The following is a 15,828-nucleotide window of genomic DNA, read 5'->3' as shown; positions in this document are numbered from 1 at the left end:
TCCGGGAGCGTCGGCGCGGAGACCCCAATCCCTTATACCCTCTCCCGAAAACGACCACCCGATGGACACCTGGAAGCGCCGGACGCTGTACTACGTCTCGACGCTCGCGGTCGTCTTCGTCGGCTACGCGGTGGTCTACGACTACGGGATGACCGTCTACGAGAACGACCCCCAGCCGTTCTACCACTCGCTGCAGGTCGTCGTCGAGACGTTCACGACGACGGGGTACGGGTCGGACGCGCCGTGGGCGACCCCCGAGATGAACGTGCTGGTGATGATCATGGACCTGACCGGGGTCGTCCTCATCTTCATGGCGCTGCCGGTGTTCGTGGTCCCGCTGTTCGAGGACGCGCTGTCGACGACGCTGCCGACCGCGGTCGACGACCTGGAGGACCACGTGGTCATCGCCACCTACTCGCCGCGGGCCGAGACGCTCATCTCCGAACTGGAGTCGTGGGGCGTCGAGTACGTCATCGTCGAGCCCGACCGCGAGCGGGCGATGGACCTCTACGAGTCGGGCCACTCGCTGATCCACGGCGACCCCGAGTCGGTCGAGACCCTCGAAGCGGCCAACCTCGACGCCGCGACCGCACTCGTGGCCGACGCCAGCGACGAGGTCGACGTGAGCATCGTGCTGACCGCCCGCGAGGCGGCCGAGGACGTCCGGGTCGTCAGCGTCGTGGAGGACCCCGACCAGCGGCCGTACCACGAGCTCGCCGGGGTCGACGAGGTGCTGTCGCCCCGCCGGCTGGTCGGCGAGAGCCTGGCCGACAAGGTGACCACCGCGGTCTCGACCGAGCTCGGCGACGCGGTCGAGATCGGTGCCGACTTCGAGATCGCCGAGCTCCCGGTCCAGCGCGGCAGCGAGATCGCGGGCCACACGCTGGCCGAGAGCGGCATCCGCGAGCGGTCGGGCGCCAACGTCATCGGCGCGTGGGTCCGCGGCGAGTTCGAGACGCCGCCCTCCCCGGACCTCGAACTCGACGCCGGGACGGTGCTGCTGGTCTCGGGCCGGCAGTCCCAGCTCGAGCGGCTCAAGGAGTTCACGAGTTCCCAGGCCCACCGGCCCCGGCAGGGCACGGTGCTGGTGGTCGGCCACGGCGAGGTCGGGTCGACGGTCACCGACGCGCTCGCGTCGGCGAACATCTCCTACACCGTGGTCGACCTCGAGGACACGCCGGGCGTCGACGTGGTGGGCGACACCACCGACCCCGAGACGCTCGAGGCGGCGGGCATCGAGCAGGCCCGGACGGTGGTGTTCACCATCGCCGACGACACCCTGACCGGGTTCGGGACGCTGGTCGCCCGCGACCTCAACCCCGACGTCGAGGTGCTGGCCCGGGCCGAGGAGACCGAGAACGTCCAGAAGCTCTACCGCGCCGGCGCCGACTACGTGCTCGCGCTGGCGACCGTCTCGGGCCGGATGCTGGCCTCGACCATCCTGGAGCGCGAGGAGGTCATCTCGATGGACAAGCAGGTCGAGGTCGTCCGGACCACCGCCGAGGGGCTGGTCGGTCAGACCATCGGCGAGGCCGACGTCCGGGCCCGGACCGGCTGTACGGTCGTGGGCGTCGAGCGCGACGGCGACGTCCTGACCGAGGTCGGCCCGGAGTTCCGGTTCCGGCACGGCGACGCCGTCATCGTTGCCGGCACCGACGAGGGCGTCAACCGGTTCACGACGCTGGCGAGCTGATCGAGGGACGACGGGGCTGCCCCCGCCGGAACAGTTCCACCGACCCGGTAACGGCGGATTTCGGTTCGGGGGTTTTTGACCCTCGGTCCCGTACCCGGACCACCCACAGCGGTACGGGGGCCGGGGTACGATGAACGTCATCGAAGGGGCACGAATCAGTTGGCGCAACATCAGAGAACACAAGCTTCGCTCGACGCTGACGACGCTCGGGGTCATCATCGGCGTCGCGGCGGTCATCACGTTCGTCACGCTGGGGGCCAGCCTCCAGCAGGACATCATCAGGACCGTGGCCGGCGGCAACGCCGCCACGATGTACGTGACCGCCCAGTCGCCCGGCGACAGCAGGGTCCCGTCGCTCGGCAGCGCGAGCGGGTCGGTCGTCTTCACCCAGCACGACGTCGAGCAGATACGGGAGCTCGAGGGGGTCGAACTCGCCGCCCCGGAGAGCGGCATCGCCGCCACGTCGGTGACTCACAACAACTCGTCGGTGGGCAGACAGTGGGTGACCGTCTCCTCGCCCGGCTACTTCCAGGCGCGCAACATAGAGTTCCTGTCGGGGCGACCGTTCCGGATGGGCCAACGCGAGGTGGTCCTGAACCGGCCCGCCGCCCAGATGTTCGCCGACAACGTCACCGTCGGCGAGAACGTCTCGTTCACCCGGGCGGCCACCGGCGAGACGCTGAACGCCACGGTCGTCGGCATCGTCAAGCCGAAGCGCGGCGGCGAGGTCCTCGGATTCAGCCGGGGGAGCGCCCAGCCCGCCGTCTACGCCCCGGCCCAGCCCTACTACGAGCGGACGGTGACCAGCCCGACCCTCCAGACCCGCCAGCTGGTGTACGGCCGCATCCTCGTCAAGGCCCAGTCGCCGAGCCAGGTCGACGCGGTCCAGGGCCGGGTGTACAACTACCTCGGCGAGCGCTCGGACGCCCGCCAGCTCAAGGCCCAGTCCTACCAGTTCCAGGTGACGACCCAGGACCAGATCGTCGGCCAGATCAAGCAGCTGACCAGCACGTTCACCGCGTACATCTCGGGCATCGCGGTCATCTCGCTCATCGTCGGCTCGATCGGTATCGCCAACATCATGCTGGTGTCGGTGACCGAGCGCACCCGCGAGATCGGCATCATGAAGGCGGTCGGCGCCCAGAACCGCGACGTGCTCCAGCTGTTCCTGGTCGAGGCGGTGATGCTCGGCGTGCTCGGGTCGGCGCTGGGCGCGGTGGTCGGCATCGCCGGCGGGTACGCGGGCGCCGAGGCCATCGGGCTGCCGCTGGCGTTCCAGCCGATCTGGTTCGTCGCCGCAGTCGCGGTCGGCGTCGTGGTCGGCGTGCTCGCCGGCCTCTACCCGGCGTGGGACGCGGCCCACACCGACCCCATCGACGCGCTCCGCTACGAGTGACCCCGTCGGCGGGCGTCGTCTCGCGGGCCCGGTCGCGGCTGAGTCCGCCTCGCCGCATACCGCGCGCCGCGGAGCCAGGGTTGAGTGAGCGCCCCAGGCGGTCCGCGAAAGCACGGGACGGCGTCGCATACGAGCGGCGGCGTAGACGCTGCCTGACAAAAGTTATTAGTCTGCTGAACCCTTCGTGCCGAACCACGGACAGCATTCGGGACGTGTCGTCGAGCCGCGGCGAGGGACGACCCCTTCGCGCACCTGCGGGGCGGACGGCCGCGGCCGGCAGACGGCGCCGGTTCGTTTCGAACCGTTCTCGCCGAAATCCGGCCTTGAACCGCGACCCCCCGGAAGTAACGACGCCGGGGCGCGAGCGGTCGGCGGCGCCGTCCCGAATAGCCACTGGATAACAAAGGGGGCCCGTCGTGAAGGGTCCGACGAGACCGAGCGCGTCCGCTTCGGGCGCAGGGAATCCTCCACATGACTGAGCAGAACCTCGCACAGAAGACGACCGTACGTGAGCAGGGCTACAAACGGGAGTTCGTCTGGCTCGCGCCCGCGTTCCTCGCGTCGGTGGTGCTGTTCTACTTCTACCTCCGCGCGCACCCCTACCCCTCGTTCGGGGCCGGGCTCTACCTCCTCATCGCCGAGCGCATCTCCGAACTGGGCTACGCCCTGCCCGAGACGATCCCGTACTACACGAAGGGGGGCGTGCCGTTCGCGTACCCGCCGCTGATGTTCTACGCCGTCGCGGTCATCCGGGACCTGACCGGCCTCGACCCCATCACCATCGCGCGGTTGCTGCCGGGCGTCGTGAGCGTCCTCTACCTCGTGCCGGTGTACCTGCTGGCCCGCGACCTGCTGGACTCCCGGCCCGAGGCCGCCCTGGCCAGCCTGGTGGTCGCCGTGAGCCCGCCGGTCCTCCAGTGGCACATCTCGGCCGGCGGCATCGTCCGGGCGCCGGCGTTCCTGTTCGCGCTGTCGGGCATCTACGCCGGCGTCCGGCTCTACCGCGACCGCGACCAGCGGTGGGTGGTCCCCTCGCTGGCGCTGTTCACGCTCACCGTCCTCACCCACCCGCTCTACACCGCCTTCTTCGCGCTGTCGTACTTCCTGCTGTTCGTCGCGTTCGACCGCACGCTCTGGGGGCTCGTCCGGGGCGCGATCGTCGGCGTCGGCGGCATCCTGCTGGCCGCGCCGTGGTGGGCGCAGGTGATGGCCCACCACGGAGTGGACGTGTTCACCAGCGCCGCGGGCACCCACGGCGGCATCGGGGGCGGCCTCAAGACGCTCCAGGCGTTCGCGCACCTCAACCTCCACGGCGCGCTGGTCGAGCAGATCTGGGCCGTCGTGCCGCTGCTCGGCATCGCGTACCTCCTGAAGGAGGGCCGGTACTTCCTCCCGGTCTGGTTCGTCGCGGTGGTGCTCGCGTTCGGCAAGGCCAGGCTCTCGGTCACCGTGGGCGCGTTCATCATCGCCGTGCTCCTGCTGGAGGCGGTCGGCCCGTGGCTCAAGCGCGAGTCGCCGGTCAGAGTCGGGCGGCGGGGCGTCGTCACGGCCGCGCTCGTGCTGATCGCGACCGTCGGGCTCGCCGGCGGCGCGATGTACGCCACCGGCGCTGTCGACGCCCACGCCGGGAGCCCGTCGCTCCCGCAGTTCATCACCCACGACGACGTCCAGGCGATGGAGTGGGTGGAGGAGAACACCAAGCCGAGCGCCACGTTCGTCGTCCAGGGCGACGCCGCCGAGTGGTTCCCCCAGCAGACCCACCGCACGATGCTGGTCGGGCCGTGGGGCGTCGAGTGGAAGGGCCACGAGCCGTACACCCGCCAGCTGAGCCTGTTCCGGGACATCTCGTGGTGCAACAGCGCCCACTGCATGTCGAAGACGCTGGCGGCGGAGAACGTCGACCCCGACTACATCTACCTGCCGAAGGGGAAGTTCACGGTCCGCGGGATGCAGTACCACCGGACCAGCAAGCTGGCGATGTCGATGCACCTCTCGCCGAAGTACCGGACGGTGTACGAGAACGACGGCGTCATCATCTTCGAGGTGCTGGGCGACGAGCGGGCGTCCGGCGGGCAGGGCTCGGGCGGACAGACCTCCGGCGGACAGAGCCCGAGCAAGTAGCGCGAACCCGGCCCGTCCCCGACCGGCCGCTCAGAACAGCGGGTCGAGTTCGCCGTCGTCGTCCTCGATGAGGTCGGTGGTGTTCCGCTCGCTCTCCCGGCGGATCTCGTCGATGTTGTCCTGGGTCTCGACCGCGACGTCCTGGAGCTCCTCGACCCGCGGCACCTCCGAGACGCCCGACAGCAGCACGACGCCCGCCACCTGGTCGGCGTCGTCGACCGGGTAGTCGCCGCCCCGGACCTCCATCGAGCCGGTCTGCTCCTCGAGCCACTTCCGGCCCTTCTCGACGCCCTTCCGGTTGAGGTACGCCGGCGGGCCGCTGGCGACCAGCAGCGAGCGCTCGGCGCTGTCGATCTCGCAGGGCAGCGTGAGCCGGCCCAGCGCGGCCTTCCGGACCAGGCTGGTGATGCGGTTGGTCGCGTGGGTCGAGTCGACCTCGTCGGTCCCGTCGCTCGTGAACCGCGAGAGCAGCCCGCCCGACGGGTTCTCGACCTCCTCGGCGGCGTAGCCGATGGTCGAGACGCCGCCGGTGTCGAGCGTGTTGATGATCTCGCTGGAGTCGACCACGCTCTCGCCGACGGCGTCGCCCCGCGACACCTCGCCGGCGCCGAACAGCACGCCGAACCGCCGGACGATCTCCTCGTTGATGCGGTCGTAGCCCGAGCCGACGCTCTCGCCGGCCTCGCGCCACGCGTCGTTGTCGAAGACGAGCAGGTTGTCGACCTCGCGGACGAACGTCTGGAACGACCGGGCGGCGTTCAGCGTGTAGATGCCGCCCTCGTCGCGGCCCGGCAGCACGCCCAGGCCGTACACCGGTTCGGTGTAGATGCGCTTGAGGTACTTCGCGAGGACGGGCGCGCCGCCGGAGCCGGTACCGCCACCCATGCCGGCGACGATGAGGAACGCGTCGACGTCGTGGATGGGCACGTTGTCGACCGCGCCCTGGATCTCGTCGATGTCCTCCTCGGCGATCTCGGCGCCGAGTTCGTTGTCGGCGCCCACGCCGTGACCCTTCACCCGCGACTGCCCGATCAGCACCTGGTTCTCCTCGGGCACGTGGTCGAGGCCGACGAGGTCGGCCTTCGCGGTGTTGACCGCAACCGCCGACCGGACGGCCTCGCCGCCGGTCCGGCGGTCGTACTCGATGAACTTGTCGACGATCTTGCCGCCGGCCTGCCCGAACCCGATCATCGCGAGCTTCACGGCGACCACCTCCCCGCGGCGGTCAATCGGTGCCTGTCGTCGGCGTCGGCGCCGCCTGTAACTCCGAAGCTGCCCCCGTACTGGTTGTGAGACATTCCGTAACCCCTGCGGGGTGGACCACGGGGACGCTGATAAATCCTCAGTACGGTTTTATCTCGCAGTCGAGACGTCGCCGGGTCAGGGCGGGCGTAACGCCGACCCGGCATCTGTCCGCCCGACTTCGAGGTCTCAGTGACGCCGCCTCCGTCTCGCGTCGCTTTCGGTGTTCGGGAGGCACAACTTAGGTCGGCGAAGGGCGAGCCAAAGGGGTAGGTAGCAATCCGATAAGACGGCGGTTGACCCGAATCGCGGACCGCGTTGGGTACCGCGGCGATGCCGCCGCTCGACGCGGACGTCGCGACCGACCGGTCGCGAGTCCGTTCGACGGCAGGTCCCCGCCTACGCCGCCGCCGAGACGTGCTCGCCGACGGTGTCGACGATGGCGTCGACGTCGTACTCGTCCTCGTCCTTGTCGAACACCTGATCGCCGTCGACGCGCACTTCGAACACGCCGCTGTCGCCGGTCACGAGCGCCACCGATTCGAGTCGCTCGCCGTACTCCGAGAGCAGCGCGTGCTGGACGTCCTGTGCCCGGTCGAGCATCCCGCAGGGGACGCAGAACTCGATCTCGACTCGCGTCATGGTCGTCCGGACGTAGCACCCGAACGCCCTTAAAGGAAGGTGAGACCCCGGAACGCGGGCGGTCGCCGCACGGCCCGGGGCAGCGCCGGCGGGACGGCAGGTCGCCTCAGACCGGGTCCGGCTCGCCGTCCAGTCGGTACACGTCGACCTCCCCGCCCGTGTCGGTGTCGCGGTCGGCCGCGGCGTCGACGGCGTCGCGGGCCAGCGCCTCGGCGTCGTCGGGGCCGATGCCCTGTTCCCGGCCTTCGAGCACGCCGAGCGCCAGCTGCGCCCCCGAGCCGAAGGCGAGCGCGTCGTCCCCGATGACGCCGCCGTCGCTGTCGATGCCCCGGACCCGCGGCACGTCGTCACCGTCGCGGGCCGCGACGACGGCCTCGACCCCCTCCGCGGCGGCGACGTCGCTCGCGACGCTGACGAGGCGGTCGATGCTCATCGGCTCGCCGTGTTCGGTCTCGTAGGAGTCCACCTCGGCGTCGAGCCGACGCCGGAACTCGTCGACGTCGCCGCCGGCACCGACCGCGGCCGCGCCGACCCCGTCGAGGTCGAAGACGTGGCGCTTGCTGTCGCTCGACACTGTGCCGCCCTCGGTGAGCCGGCGGTCGCCCGCGAGCACGGCGCCGCCGTCCACTTCGATGCCGACGATGGTCGCCATGACGGGTGGTCGGTCGCCGCGGGGAAGTGCGTTGTTGCCGAGCGGAAGACGGCGGGGTCGAGGCCCGGCGCGCCCGAGGCCGACGCCGAGTCGGCAGTCCGGCCGGCCTGAGCGGCCGCGAGGATAGCCGCTGCTGCGTCTCGTGAGGTCGCAGGAGGGCACCTGACGGCGCCGGGGACGGGGTGCGGGACCGCCGTCGTCGACCGCGGGCGGGGTCGGACGACCGGCGGGACGGCCGGTTCGAGCGGTCGCGGGACTACGCGGTTATCGAGGACGTCTCGCCGAGGTGGCCGGTCTCCCACTCCCGGCGGGCCTCGATCTCGCGGCTACCGCGGTCGGTCAGCGCGTAGTAGTTGGTGCGGCGGTCGCGCTGGCCCTTCTCGACAAGTCCCTTGTCGACGAGCGTGTCGAGGTTCGGGTAGAGCCGGCCGTGGTGGATCTCCTTCTCGTAGTACGTCTCGAGCTCCTCCTTGATGGCGAGTCCGTGCGGTTCGTCCTTGCCCGCGATGACGTACAGCAAGTCCCGCTGGAAACCAGTCAGGTCGTGCATGAGTTACGGATAGACGATAGCTTGCGCGTAATTATAAGTTTGATGGCCGGTAAATTCATCCTCGGATGGGGAACGCGGCTTACGGGACACGGCAGCGAGTCCCGGTCGAGGGCATCGGCCGACAGCCTGACGGCATCGCCTTCCGGGCGGGGAGGCGGTTTCAGGCGCCGCATAACAATGGCCGTGCGGGCGGAACTCCCGGTCACCGACCGCCGGGCCCCGCGCGGGTCTCGGCCGGACGACACTACCATGAAGTATCTGTTCTTCGCCAACACGCCGGCGCAGGTCCACCAGTACAGGCGCGCAGTCGCGGCGCTCGGCGACCGGGGCCACGAGACCCTCGTGCTCGCCCGCGACTACGGCTGCACCGAGGCGCTGCTCGACTACTACGACCTCCCCTACGAGCTGTACGGCCGGTGCGACACCGAGAAGTTCTCGCTGGTCCGCGAGCTGCCGAGCCACGCCGTCAACATCGTCCGCCGGACGCTGGGGTACGACCCCGACTGCGTCTTCGGCCGGGGCGCGTACGCCGCGCTCGCGGGGGCCGTCGGCCGGGTGCCGGTCGTGCTGGTCGACGACTCGGGCAACACCGACCTCGACCACGCCGTCTCTGTCCCGCTGGCCGACGCGGTGCTGACGCCCCACACCTTCGAGAAGGACCTCGGCGAGAAGCACTACGAGTTCCGCGGGTTCAAGGAGTGCGCCTATCTCCACCCCGAGGAGTGGGACCCCCAGACCGACATCCGAGACGAGCTCGGCGTCGGACCCGACGAGGAGTTCGTCATCGTCAGGCTCAACGCCTTCGGCTCGCACCACGACGTCGGCCAGGCCGGCTTCACCCCCGAGAGGCGCCGGGAGCTGGTCGACCGCCTCGCCGAGCGCGCGACCGTGTTCGTCTCCGACGAGGGCGGCGACATGGACTTAGACGAGGCGCCGGCCCGGCCGTTCGACCTCCACCCGGCGCTGCTCCACGACGCCCTCGCGGAGGCGTCGCTGCTGGTGGCCGACACCCAGACCATGGTGACCGAGGCCGCGCTGCTCGGGACGCCCGCCATCCGCTCGAACTCCTTCGTCGGCGACGACGACATGGGCAACTTCATCGACCTCGAGCGCGCCGGGCTCATCTACAACCTCCGGGAGTTCGACGCGGTGCTCGACGCCGCGACCGACATCCTGGCCGACGACGGCGCCGCCGAGCGCTGGCGCAACCTCCGCGACGACTTCGTCGGCGACAAGGTGAACCTGACCCGGGTGATCGTCGACGTCGCCGAGCGAGTCGGCGAGGCCGAGGGGAGCGCCCCCGGCAGCGTCGCCGGGGTCACCGGCGTCTCGCCCCGGGGACCCGACCGGGACCGCGCGGTGGCGCTGGGGACCGAGACGCTCCGGAGCGACGGGGGCCGGCGATGAACGTGCTCAACCTGGTCTCGAACGAGGACGCCCGGTTCTTCCAGCAGCAGACGGAGGTACTGGAGCGCCGCGGGGTCGAGTGCGCCACGATGACGCCGCCCGGCGACCACGTCGCCCGGGAGGACGTCACCGAGCGGTCGGCCGGCGACTACCTCCGGTTCGTGCCCCAGGTGATCAGCGAGTCGCTGGAGGGGTACGACGTGGTCCACGCCAACTACGGGCTGACCGCGCCGGCCGCGCTGGCGCAGGTCCGGCTCCCCGTGGTGCTGTCGCTGTGGGGCACCGACCTGATGGGCGAGTACGGGTGGCTCTCGAAGCAGTGCGCCCGCTACTGCGACGCGGTCATCGTGATGTCCGAGGAGATGGCCGACGAGCTCGACCAGCCGTGCCGCGTCATCCCCCACGGCATCGACATGGACCGGTTCGCGCCCCGGCCGACGGACGAGGCCCGCGCGGAGCTGGGCTGGGACTCCGACAAGCGCCACGTCCTGTTCCCGTACCCGCCCTCCCAGGAGGTGAAGGACCACCCGCGCGCCCGGCGGATCGTCGACCGGGCGAGCGACCGGGTCGACGCCGACGTGGAGCTCCAGGTCGTCTACGGCGTCCCCCACGCCGAGGTGGCCACCTACATGAACGCCGCCGACGCGCTGCTGCTCACCTCGAAGCGCGAGGGGTCGCCCAACTCGGTCAAGGAGGCGCTCGCCTGCGACCTCCCGGTCGTCTCGACCGACGTGGGCGACGTGGCCGACCGACTCGACGGCGTCTCGCCCTCCCGCGTCTCGGACGACGACGACGAGCTCGCCGCGGGCCTCGCCGACGTGCTCGAGGACCCTCGGCCCTGCGACGGCCGGGAGGCGGTCCGGCACATCGGCCTCGACCGGATGGCCGAGCGCATCGAGGCCGTCTACGAGTCCGTGGTCTGACGCGGGCTGAAACCCGGGTGGGGCGGCCTACACACCGGTCGCGACGCCGCGACCGGCGTAAGCGGCGACATCTCCTGGCAGTAAACTCTCGCTTTACCCAGCACTAGGTTCAGGGTACCGCTTCGCACCACGACCGACCGGCGTACGGCCGACTTATAGCCGGTCAGAGGCCCTCTGTTCCGGATTAGGCGCTGGAGAACAAAGTGGCGAGAAACGGATGGATACGCCGAAGGAACCATGAGCTTACAGGTCGCGGAGGGCGGGCGGTCGGCCCGGTCCGTCGCGGAGTCGCTCGACGGCGCCCACGTCGTCGCCGGCATCCCCGCCTACAACGAGGAGAGCGCCATCGGCAGCACCGTCCTCGGCGTCAAGCGGTGGGCCGACGAGGTCGTGGTCGTCGACGACGGGAGCACCGACCGGACCCCCGCGCTCCTGGCGGAGGCCGACGTGACGGTCCTGCGCCACGAGACCAACCGGGGCAAGGGCGCCGCCGTCCGGACCCTCTTCGCCCACGCGCGTCGCACCGACTGCGACGCGCTGGTCCTGCTCGACGCCGACGGCCAGCACGACCCGGCCGACGTCCCCCAGCTGGCCGAGCCGGTGGTCGAGGGCGACGCCGACATGGTCGTCGGCAGCCGGTACCTCGCCGACGACGGGCTCGACGAGACCCCCGTCTACCGCCGGCTGGGCCAGCTCGTGCTCGACTACTGCACCTCCCGGGTGACCGGTTCGGACCTCACCGACACCCAGAGCGGCTACCGGGCGTTCTCGCCGGAGTGCCTCGAACGGCTCTCGATCACGACCGACGGGATGGGCGTCGAGAGCGAGATGATCGACTCCGCGACCAGCGAGGGGCTGACCATCACCGAGCGGGCGATCGACGCCCGGTACGACGACCTGGAGGGCCAGACCCACAACCCCGTCAAGCACGGGCTGGCGGTCATGCTCTTCCTGGTCCGGCTGCTGAAGCGCCGCCGACCGACCCCCTCGCGCTCGCGCAACCAGTAATCAACTATGTCCACGATACAGCTCCCCGCCGACCTCGACGACCGCTACGAACTGCTCGCCGACCGACTCGACGGCTTCGACGACGCCGCCGACCTCGCGGCCTACGTGCTCGAATCCGCCGCCGCAGAGATCGAGCGCGGCGACGCGGCCGACGCCGGCGCCCGAAGCGCCGACGACGACGTGGTCGAGGACCGGCTCGAACAGCTGGGGTACCTCGAGAAGTGACGATGAGCGACGGCACAGTCCACGTGTTCGGGCTGGACGGCGTCCCGCCCGAGCTCGTCGACAGGGGCATCGACGCCGGCCGGCTCCCGACCTTCGAGCGGATGCGCGCCGAGGGCACCGACGGCACCACCCGCTCGACGGTGCCGCCGCTGTCGATGATCGCCTGGAGCTCGTTCGCCACCGGGCGCAACCCCGGCAACCACGGCGTCTACAACTTCATGCTCAAGGAGGAGGGCGGCTACGCCACCGACTTCGTCGACGCCGAGACCCTCCGCGAGCAGTCGGTGCCGGTCTGGGAGTACCTCGACGCGGAGGGCCGGCGGTCGGGCGTGATGAACGTCATGCCGGGCTACCCGCCCTCGCGGACCGACGGGTTCCACATCTCGGACAACATCACGACGCCGCCCTCCGGGTCGTACGCCTACCCCGACGAGCTCCGGCGCGACATCGAGGAGCGGGTGGGCGGGTACGACGTCGACCCGTACGAGGGGTACGACGACGGCAGCGACGAGGGCAACCTCCAGGGGCTGCTCGACAACTTCTTCGCCATCGAGCGCAACCGCATCGAGGTCGCGAAGCTCCTGCTCGAGGAGTACCCCTGTGACTTCTACTCGCTGGTGTTCTCCGGACCGGACAACGTGCTCCACGTGCTCGGCCACGTGCTCGACGAGACCCACCCCAAGCACGACCCGGAGGTGGCGGCCCGCTACGAGGACAAGCCGCTCGAGCTGCTCGAACTGTACGACGAGTTCCTCGGCTGGGTGATGGAGCGGATGGACGACGAGGACACCATGCTGGTGCTGTCGGACCACGGCCACGGCCCGGTGTACCAGACCATCAACCTCAACTCGTGGCTGTACGACGCCGGCTACCTCGACCTGCAGTCCCGGCCGTGGACCCGGCTCAAGCAGTTCGGCTACAACCACGTCTACGACGCGGTCGAGACGGTGATGAGCGAGCTCAACCTGTTCTCGAAGCTCAAGATGGGCGTGGCCCGCACCAGCGGCGGCGGGTCGGGGCCGGACCTCGCCGAGCTGCTCACCATCTCGCAGAAGGACATCGACTGGAGCGAGACCGCGGCGTTCACGGTCGCCAGCGGCGGCCAGATCTACCTCAACACCGACGACCACGACGAGGGCGCGATTCCGCCCCGGAAGTACGACGAGGTGCGCGAGCGGCTCCGCGAGGAGCTGCTGGCCATCGAGCACCCCGAGCGCGGCGACCGGGTCATCGACTCGGTGCTGTACGGCGAGGACGTGTACGGCGACGAGTACGCCGACACCCGGCCGGACCTGGTCTGCATGCCCGCGCCGGGCTACCAGATCCAGTACCCCCAGACGATGAAGACCGAGCGCATCTTCGCCGACCCGCCCAAGACCGGGTCGCACACCTCGATGAACGAGATGCACGGGGTCTTCTACGCCTGGGGCGGCCCGGTCGAGAGCGAGACCGGGGTCACGGTCGACCTGGTCGACTTCGCGCCCACGGCGTGCTCGCTGCTCGACGTCCCGGTCCCCGAGGGGATGGACGGCGAAGTCCGCGACGACGTGGTCGACGTCGGCGCCGAGCGCGCCAGCTACGACGGGAAGGTAGAAGCGAAGCGGGCGGTGCGGGAGGTCGCGGCCGACATCTCCTCGGACTGAGCGGCGGTGACGATAGCGGCACCCCTCATTCTGACTCGGCGTCGGTCGCGCCGGCGAAGTCCGCGGTCGGGCGCTCGCCGCGCAGCAACTGCCCGCCGAAGCTGTTCAGCAGCACCGCCGACACCGACAGCACCATCGCGAGCATCGCGAACACGGGGTGGACGAGGCCCGTCGTGGCCGCGGTCACGCCCACTCCGTTGAACGCGAACGCGGCCGCGAGGTTCTGTCTCGTCTTCCGATAGCTGCGGTCGGCGATCTCGCGGGCCTCGACGACGCCCCCGAGGCGGTCGTCGACCAGCACCACGTCGGCGCTCTCGATGGCGACGTCGGTGCCCGCGCCGACCCCGATGCCGACGTCGGCCTGGGTCAGCGCCGGCGCGTCGTTGATGCCGTCGCCGACCATCGCCACGCGGTCGTCGCCCGACTGGAACCGCCGGATCTCCTCGCGCTTCTGGCCGGGCAGCACCTCCGCCCGCACGTCCTCGATGCCGACCCGGTCGGCGACCGCGCGGGCGGTCCGCTCGTCGTCGCCGGTGAGCATCACGGGCGTCAGCCCCGCCGCTCGCATCCGGGCGACCGCCTCCTCGGCGTCGGGTTTCACGGGGTCGCCCAGCGCGACGAGGCCGACCGCCGCTCCGTCGACCGCGACCACGACCACCGTGTTCCCCCGGTCGCGGAGGCGAGCGGCGTCCGACCGGACCTCGTCGGGGAGGTCGGCGGCCCAGCCGGGCTTCCCGACGCGGACTTCGCGGCCGTCGACCGCCGCGGCCACGCCGTTGCCCGTGACGCTGTCGAACTCGTCGGGCGTGGGGAACTCGACGCCTCGCTCGGCGACGCGGTCGAGGATCGCGTCGGCGAGGGGGTGCTCGCTGTACACCTCGGCGGTCGCCGCCGCGCGCAGGACGTCGGTCTCGTCGGCGTCGCCGACCGGAATCGTCCGCTCGACCGCGGGCTCGCCCCTCGTCACCGTCCCGGTCTTGTCGAGGACGACGGTCCCGGCCTCGCGGAAGGCGTGGAAGGCGTCGGCGCTCCGCATCAGGATACCCCGCTTCGCGGCGACGCCGCCGCCCCGGACGAGCGCCAGCGGCGTCGCCATCCCGAGCGCGCAGGGGTAGCCGAGCACGAGGACCGCGAGCGCGGCGTACGCCGCGCGCTGGACGTCCGGGTCGCCGCCGAGAGCGACCGGCCCGAGCGTCCAGGCCAGCGCCGCGGCCGCGGCGACCGCGAACACCCCGGGGACGAAGTACCGCAGCACCCGGTCGGCGAGCGCGACCGCGCCGGGCTTCATGGCCCGCGCGGCCTCGACCTCCCGGGCGACCCGGTTCAGGAACGCGTCCTCGCCGGTCGCGGTGACCTCGACGAGCAGGCTCCCGGTCCGGGTGACGCTGCCGCCGACCGCCTCGTCGCCGGGCGCCTTGTCGACGGGCGCCGACTCGCCGGTCGCCACGCTCTCGTCGACAGCGCTCTCGCCCTCGCGGACGACGCCGTCGACCGGCACGCGCTCGCCCGGCTTCACCCGGACGCGGTCGCCGACCGACAGTTCGTCGACTGGGACCTCCTCGACCGTCCGGTCGCCGTCATCGCCTCCGTCGGCGTCACTTTCGTCGCCCCGCTCGACGACCCGCCTGGCGGTGTCGGGCCGGAGGTCGAGCAGGTCCTGCACGGCCCGGGAGGCACGCGTGCGGACCAGCAAACTGGTGTACTCCGAGAGGACGTGGTAGGTCGTCACGAACGTCGCGACCGCGAAGAAGTGGACCGTCGGGAACGACGGAACGGCAAGCAGGCCCAGGAGGCCGCCCGCGAGACCGGCGAGCGCGCCGGCTTCGAGCAGCACGTGCTGGTTCAGGATGCCCCGCCGGAGGCTGTTGTACGCCTTCGAGAGGATGTACCGGCCGGGCCCGAGCGTCGTCGCGAGCGCGACGCCGAGCGCGGCGAGGTCCATCGCGGTCGACGTCGACTCGAAGCGCCCGCGGACGAGCACCATGAACAGCATCATCGCCGCCGTGAGCCCCGAGAGCGCGCCGGCGACCGCGAGCCGGCGCTTGCCGCGGTCCAGTTCGGCCTGCTGTTGCTCGAAGCGGGCCTCCTTGTCGGGGTCCCGGACGGTGAACCCGAGGTCCCGGAGCGCGTCCCTCAGTTCGACCTCGGACACCTCGGCGTCGTCGTACCGGACCCGGACCTCCTCGTGGGCGAGGCTGACGCTCGCGTCCTCGACGCCGTCGGTCCGGTCGTACGCCTTCCTGATGCTCTCGGTGCAGAACGAGCAGCTCATCCCGCCGACGCGGTACTGGACCTCGGTTCTCGTCACGTGGGGCAGTTCACCTGC

Annotated in this window: 13 protein-coding genes; 8 read left to right on the top strand and 5 right to left on the bottom strand. The window is 70.9% G+C overall.

The annotated features are described in order from the left end of the window. Positions 1 to 61 precede the first annotated feature (61 nt). From ACQUQF_RS23105 to ACQUQF_RS23095, 3 genes are all read left to right on the top strand, one after another. Complete coding sequence (locus ACQUQF_RS23105) at positions 62 to 1,693, top strand: potassium channel family protein (RefSeq protein ID WP_435181664.1); 1,632 nt, start codon at positions 62 to 64, stop codon at positions 1,691 to 1,693. Between the two features lie 130 nt (positions 1,694 to 1,823). After that, the gene (locus ACQUQF_RS23100; protein ID WP_435181662.1) at positions 1,824 to 3,089 is read left to right on the top strand and encodes an ABC transporter permease; all 1,266 of its coding nucleotides are present in this window, start codon (positions 1,824 to 1,826) and stop codon (positions 3,087 to 3,089) included. Positions 3,090 to 3,560: 471 nt separating this feature from the next. Then, complete coding sequence (locus ACQUQF_RS23095; RefSeq protein ID WP_435181660.1) at positions 3,561 to 5,210, top strand: ArnT family glycosyltransferase; 1,650 nt, start codon at positions 3,561 to 3,563, stop codon at positions 5,208 to 5,210. Between the two features lie 30 nt (positions 5,211 to 5,240). Here ACQUQF_RS23095 and ACQUQF_RS23090 read toward each other — a convergent pair whose 3' ends face one another. From ACQUQF_RS23090 to ACQUQF_RS23075, 4 genes are all read right to left on the bottom strand, one after another. After that, positions 5,241 to 6,401: a tubulin/FtsZ family protein gene (locus ACQUQF_RS23090; RefSeq protein WP_435182044.1), complete on the bottom strand. Its 1,161-nt coding sequence runs from the start codon at positions 6,399 to 6,401 to the stop codon at positions 5,241 to 5,243. 450 nt (positions 6,402 to 6,851) lie between these two features. After that, entirely contained in the window at positions 6,852 to 7,094 is a 243-nt protein-coding gene (locus ACQUQF_RS23085) for a SelT/SelW/SelH family protein (protein WP_435181658.1), read from the bottom strand. Between the two features lie 106 nt (positions 7,095 to 7,200). Continuing rightward, a complete protein-coding gene (locus ACQUQF_RS23080; RefSeq protein WP_435181656.1) occupies positions 7,201 to 7,746 on the bottom strand; it encodes a 20S proteasome subunit A/B in 546 nt (181 codons plus the stop codon). Between the two features lie 256 nt (positions 7,747 to 8,002). Further along, positions 8,003 to 8,296, bottom strand: a complete 294-nt coding sequence (locus tag ACQUQF_RS23075; protein WP_435181654.1) for a PadR family transcriptional regulator — start codon at positions 8,294 to 8,296, stop codon at positions 8,003 to 8,005. A gap of 249 nt (positions 8,297 to 8,545) precedes the next feature. On the opposite strand from ACQUQF_RS23075, the gene ACQUQF_RS23070 reads away from it, so the two are divergent. The 5 genes from ACQUQF_RS23070 (at position 8,546) to ACQUQF_RS23050 (ending at position 13,502) form a co-directional block, all read left to right on the top strand. Further along, the gene (locus tag ACQUQF_RS23070; protein ID WP_435181652.1) at positions 8,546 to 9,703 is read left to right on the top strand and encodes a hypothetical protein; all 1,158 of its coding nucleotides are present in this window, start codon (positions 8,546 to 8,548) and stop codon (positions 9,701 to 9,703) included. Next, a complete protein-coding gene (locus ACQUQF_RS23065) occupies positions 9,700 to 10,626 on the top strand; it encodes a glycosyltransferase family 4 protein (RefSeq protein ID WP_435181650.1) in 927 nt (308 codons plus the stop codon). The genes ACQUQF_RS23070 and ACQUQF_RS23065 overlap by 4 nt, the downstream gene beginning before the upstream one ends. Before the next feature lie 237 nt (positions 10,627 to 10,863). Continuing rightward, positions 10,864 to 11,634 carry a glycosyltransferase family 2 protein gene (locus tag ACQUQF_RS23060; protein ID WP_435181648.1) on the top strand — a complete coding sequence of 257 codons (771 nt, stop codon included), beginning with the start codon at positions 10,864 to 10,866 and terminating at the stop codon, positions 11,632 to 11,634. Positions 11,635 to 11,640: 6 nt separating this feature from the next. Beyond that, positions 11,641 to 11,859 (top strand): hypothetical protein, encoded by a 219-nt coding sequence (locus ACQUQF_RS23055; RefSeq protein WP_435181647.1) that lies wholly within the window; start codon positions 11,641 to 11,643, stop codon positions 11,857 to 11,859. A gap of 2 nt (positions 11,860 to 11,861) precedes the next feature. Next, positions 11,862 to 13,502, top strand: a complete 1,641-nt coding sequence (locus tag ACQUQF_RS23050) for an alkaline phosphatase family protein (protein ID WP_435181646.1) — start codon at positions 11,862 to 11,864, stop codon at positions 13,500 to 13,502. Positions 13,503 to 13,527: 25 nt separating this feature from the next. Here ACQUQF_RS23050 and ACQUQF_RS23045 read toward each other — a convergent pair whose 3' ends face one another. Then, positions 13,528 to 15,810, bottom strand: a complete 2,283-nt coding sequence (locus tag ACQUQF_RS23045) for a heavy metal translocating P-type ATPase (RefSeq protein ID WP_435181645.1) — start codon at positions 15,808 to 15,810, stop codon at positions 13,528 to 13,530. Positions 15,811 to 15,828: the final 18 nt, after the last annotated feature.

Source organism: Halorussus sp. AFM4, assembly GCF_051194995.1.
GTDB lineage: Archaea > Halobacteriota > Halobacteria > Halobacteriales > Haladaptataceae > Halorussus.
The sequence above is the reverse complement of the archived record's forward strand: the minus strand, read 5'-3'. Positions and strand labels throughout refer to the sequence as shown.

Bases quoted from the DNA above. Each gene is read 5' to 3' on its own strand.
- ACQUQF_RS23105 (WP_435181664.1), top strand. From the start codon at position 62: ATGGACACCTGGAAGCGCCGGACGCTGTACTACGTCTCGACGCTCGCG.
- ACQUQF_RS23100 (WP_435181662.1), top strand. From the start codon at position 1,824: ATGAACGTCATCGAAGGGGCACGAATCAGTTGGCGCAACATCAGAGAA.
- ACQUQF_RS23095 (WP_435181660.1), top strand. From the start codon at position 3,561: ATGACTGAGCAGAACCTCGCACAGAAGACGACCGTACGTGAGCAGGGC.
- ACQUQF_RS23090 (WP_435182044.1), bottom strand. From the start codon at position 6,401: ATGATCGGGTTCGGGCAGGCCGGCGGCAAGATCGTCGACAAGTTCATC.
- ACQUQF_RS23085 (WP_435181658.1), bottom strand. From the start codon at position 7,094: ATGACGCGAGTCGAGATCGAGTTCTGCGTCCCCTGCGGGATGCTCGAC.
- ACQUQF_RS23080 (WP_435181656.1), bottom strand. From the start codon at position 7,746: ATGGCGACCATCGTCGGCATCGAAGTGGACGGCGGCGCCGTGCTCGCG.
- ACQUQF_RS23075 (WP_435181654.1), bottom strand. From the start codon at position 8,296: ATGCACGACCTGACTGGTTTCCAGCGGGACTTGCTGTACGTCATCGCG.
- ACQUQF_RS23070 (WP_435181652.1), top strand. From the start codon at position 8,546: ATGAAGTATCTGTTCTTCGCCAACACGCCGGCGCAGGTCCACCAGTAC.
- ACQUQF_RS23065 (WP_435181650.1), top strand. From the start codon at position 9,700: ATGAACGTGCTCAACCTGGTCTCGAACGAGGACGCCCGGTTCTTCCAG.
- ACQUQF_RS23060 (WP_435181648.1), top strand. From the start codon at position 10,864: ATGAGCTTACAGGTCGCGGAGGGCGGGCGGTCGGCCCGGTCCGTCGCG.
- ACQUQF_RS23055 (WP_435181647.1), top strand. From the start codon at position 11,641: ATGTCCACGATACAGCTCCCCGCCGACCTCGACGACCGCTACGAACTG.
- ACQUQF_RS23050 (WP_435181646.1), top strand. From the start codon at position 11,862: ATGAGCGACGGCACAGTCCACGTGTTCGGGCTGGACGGCGTCCCGCCC.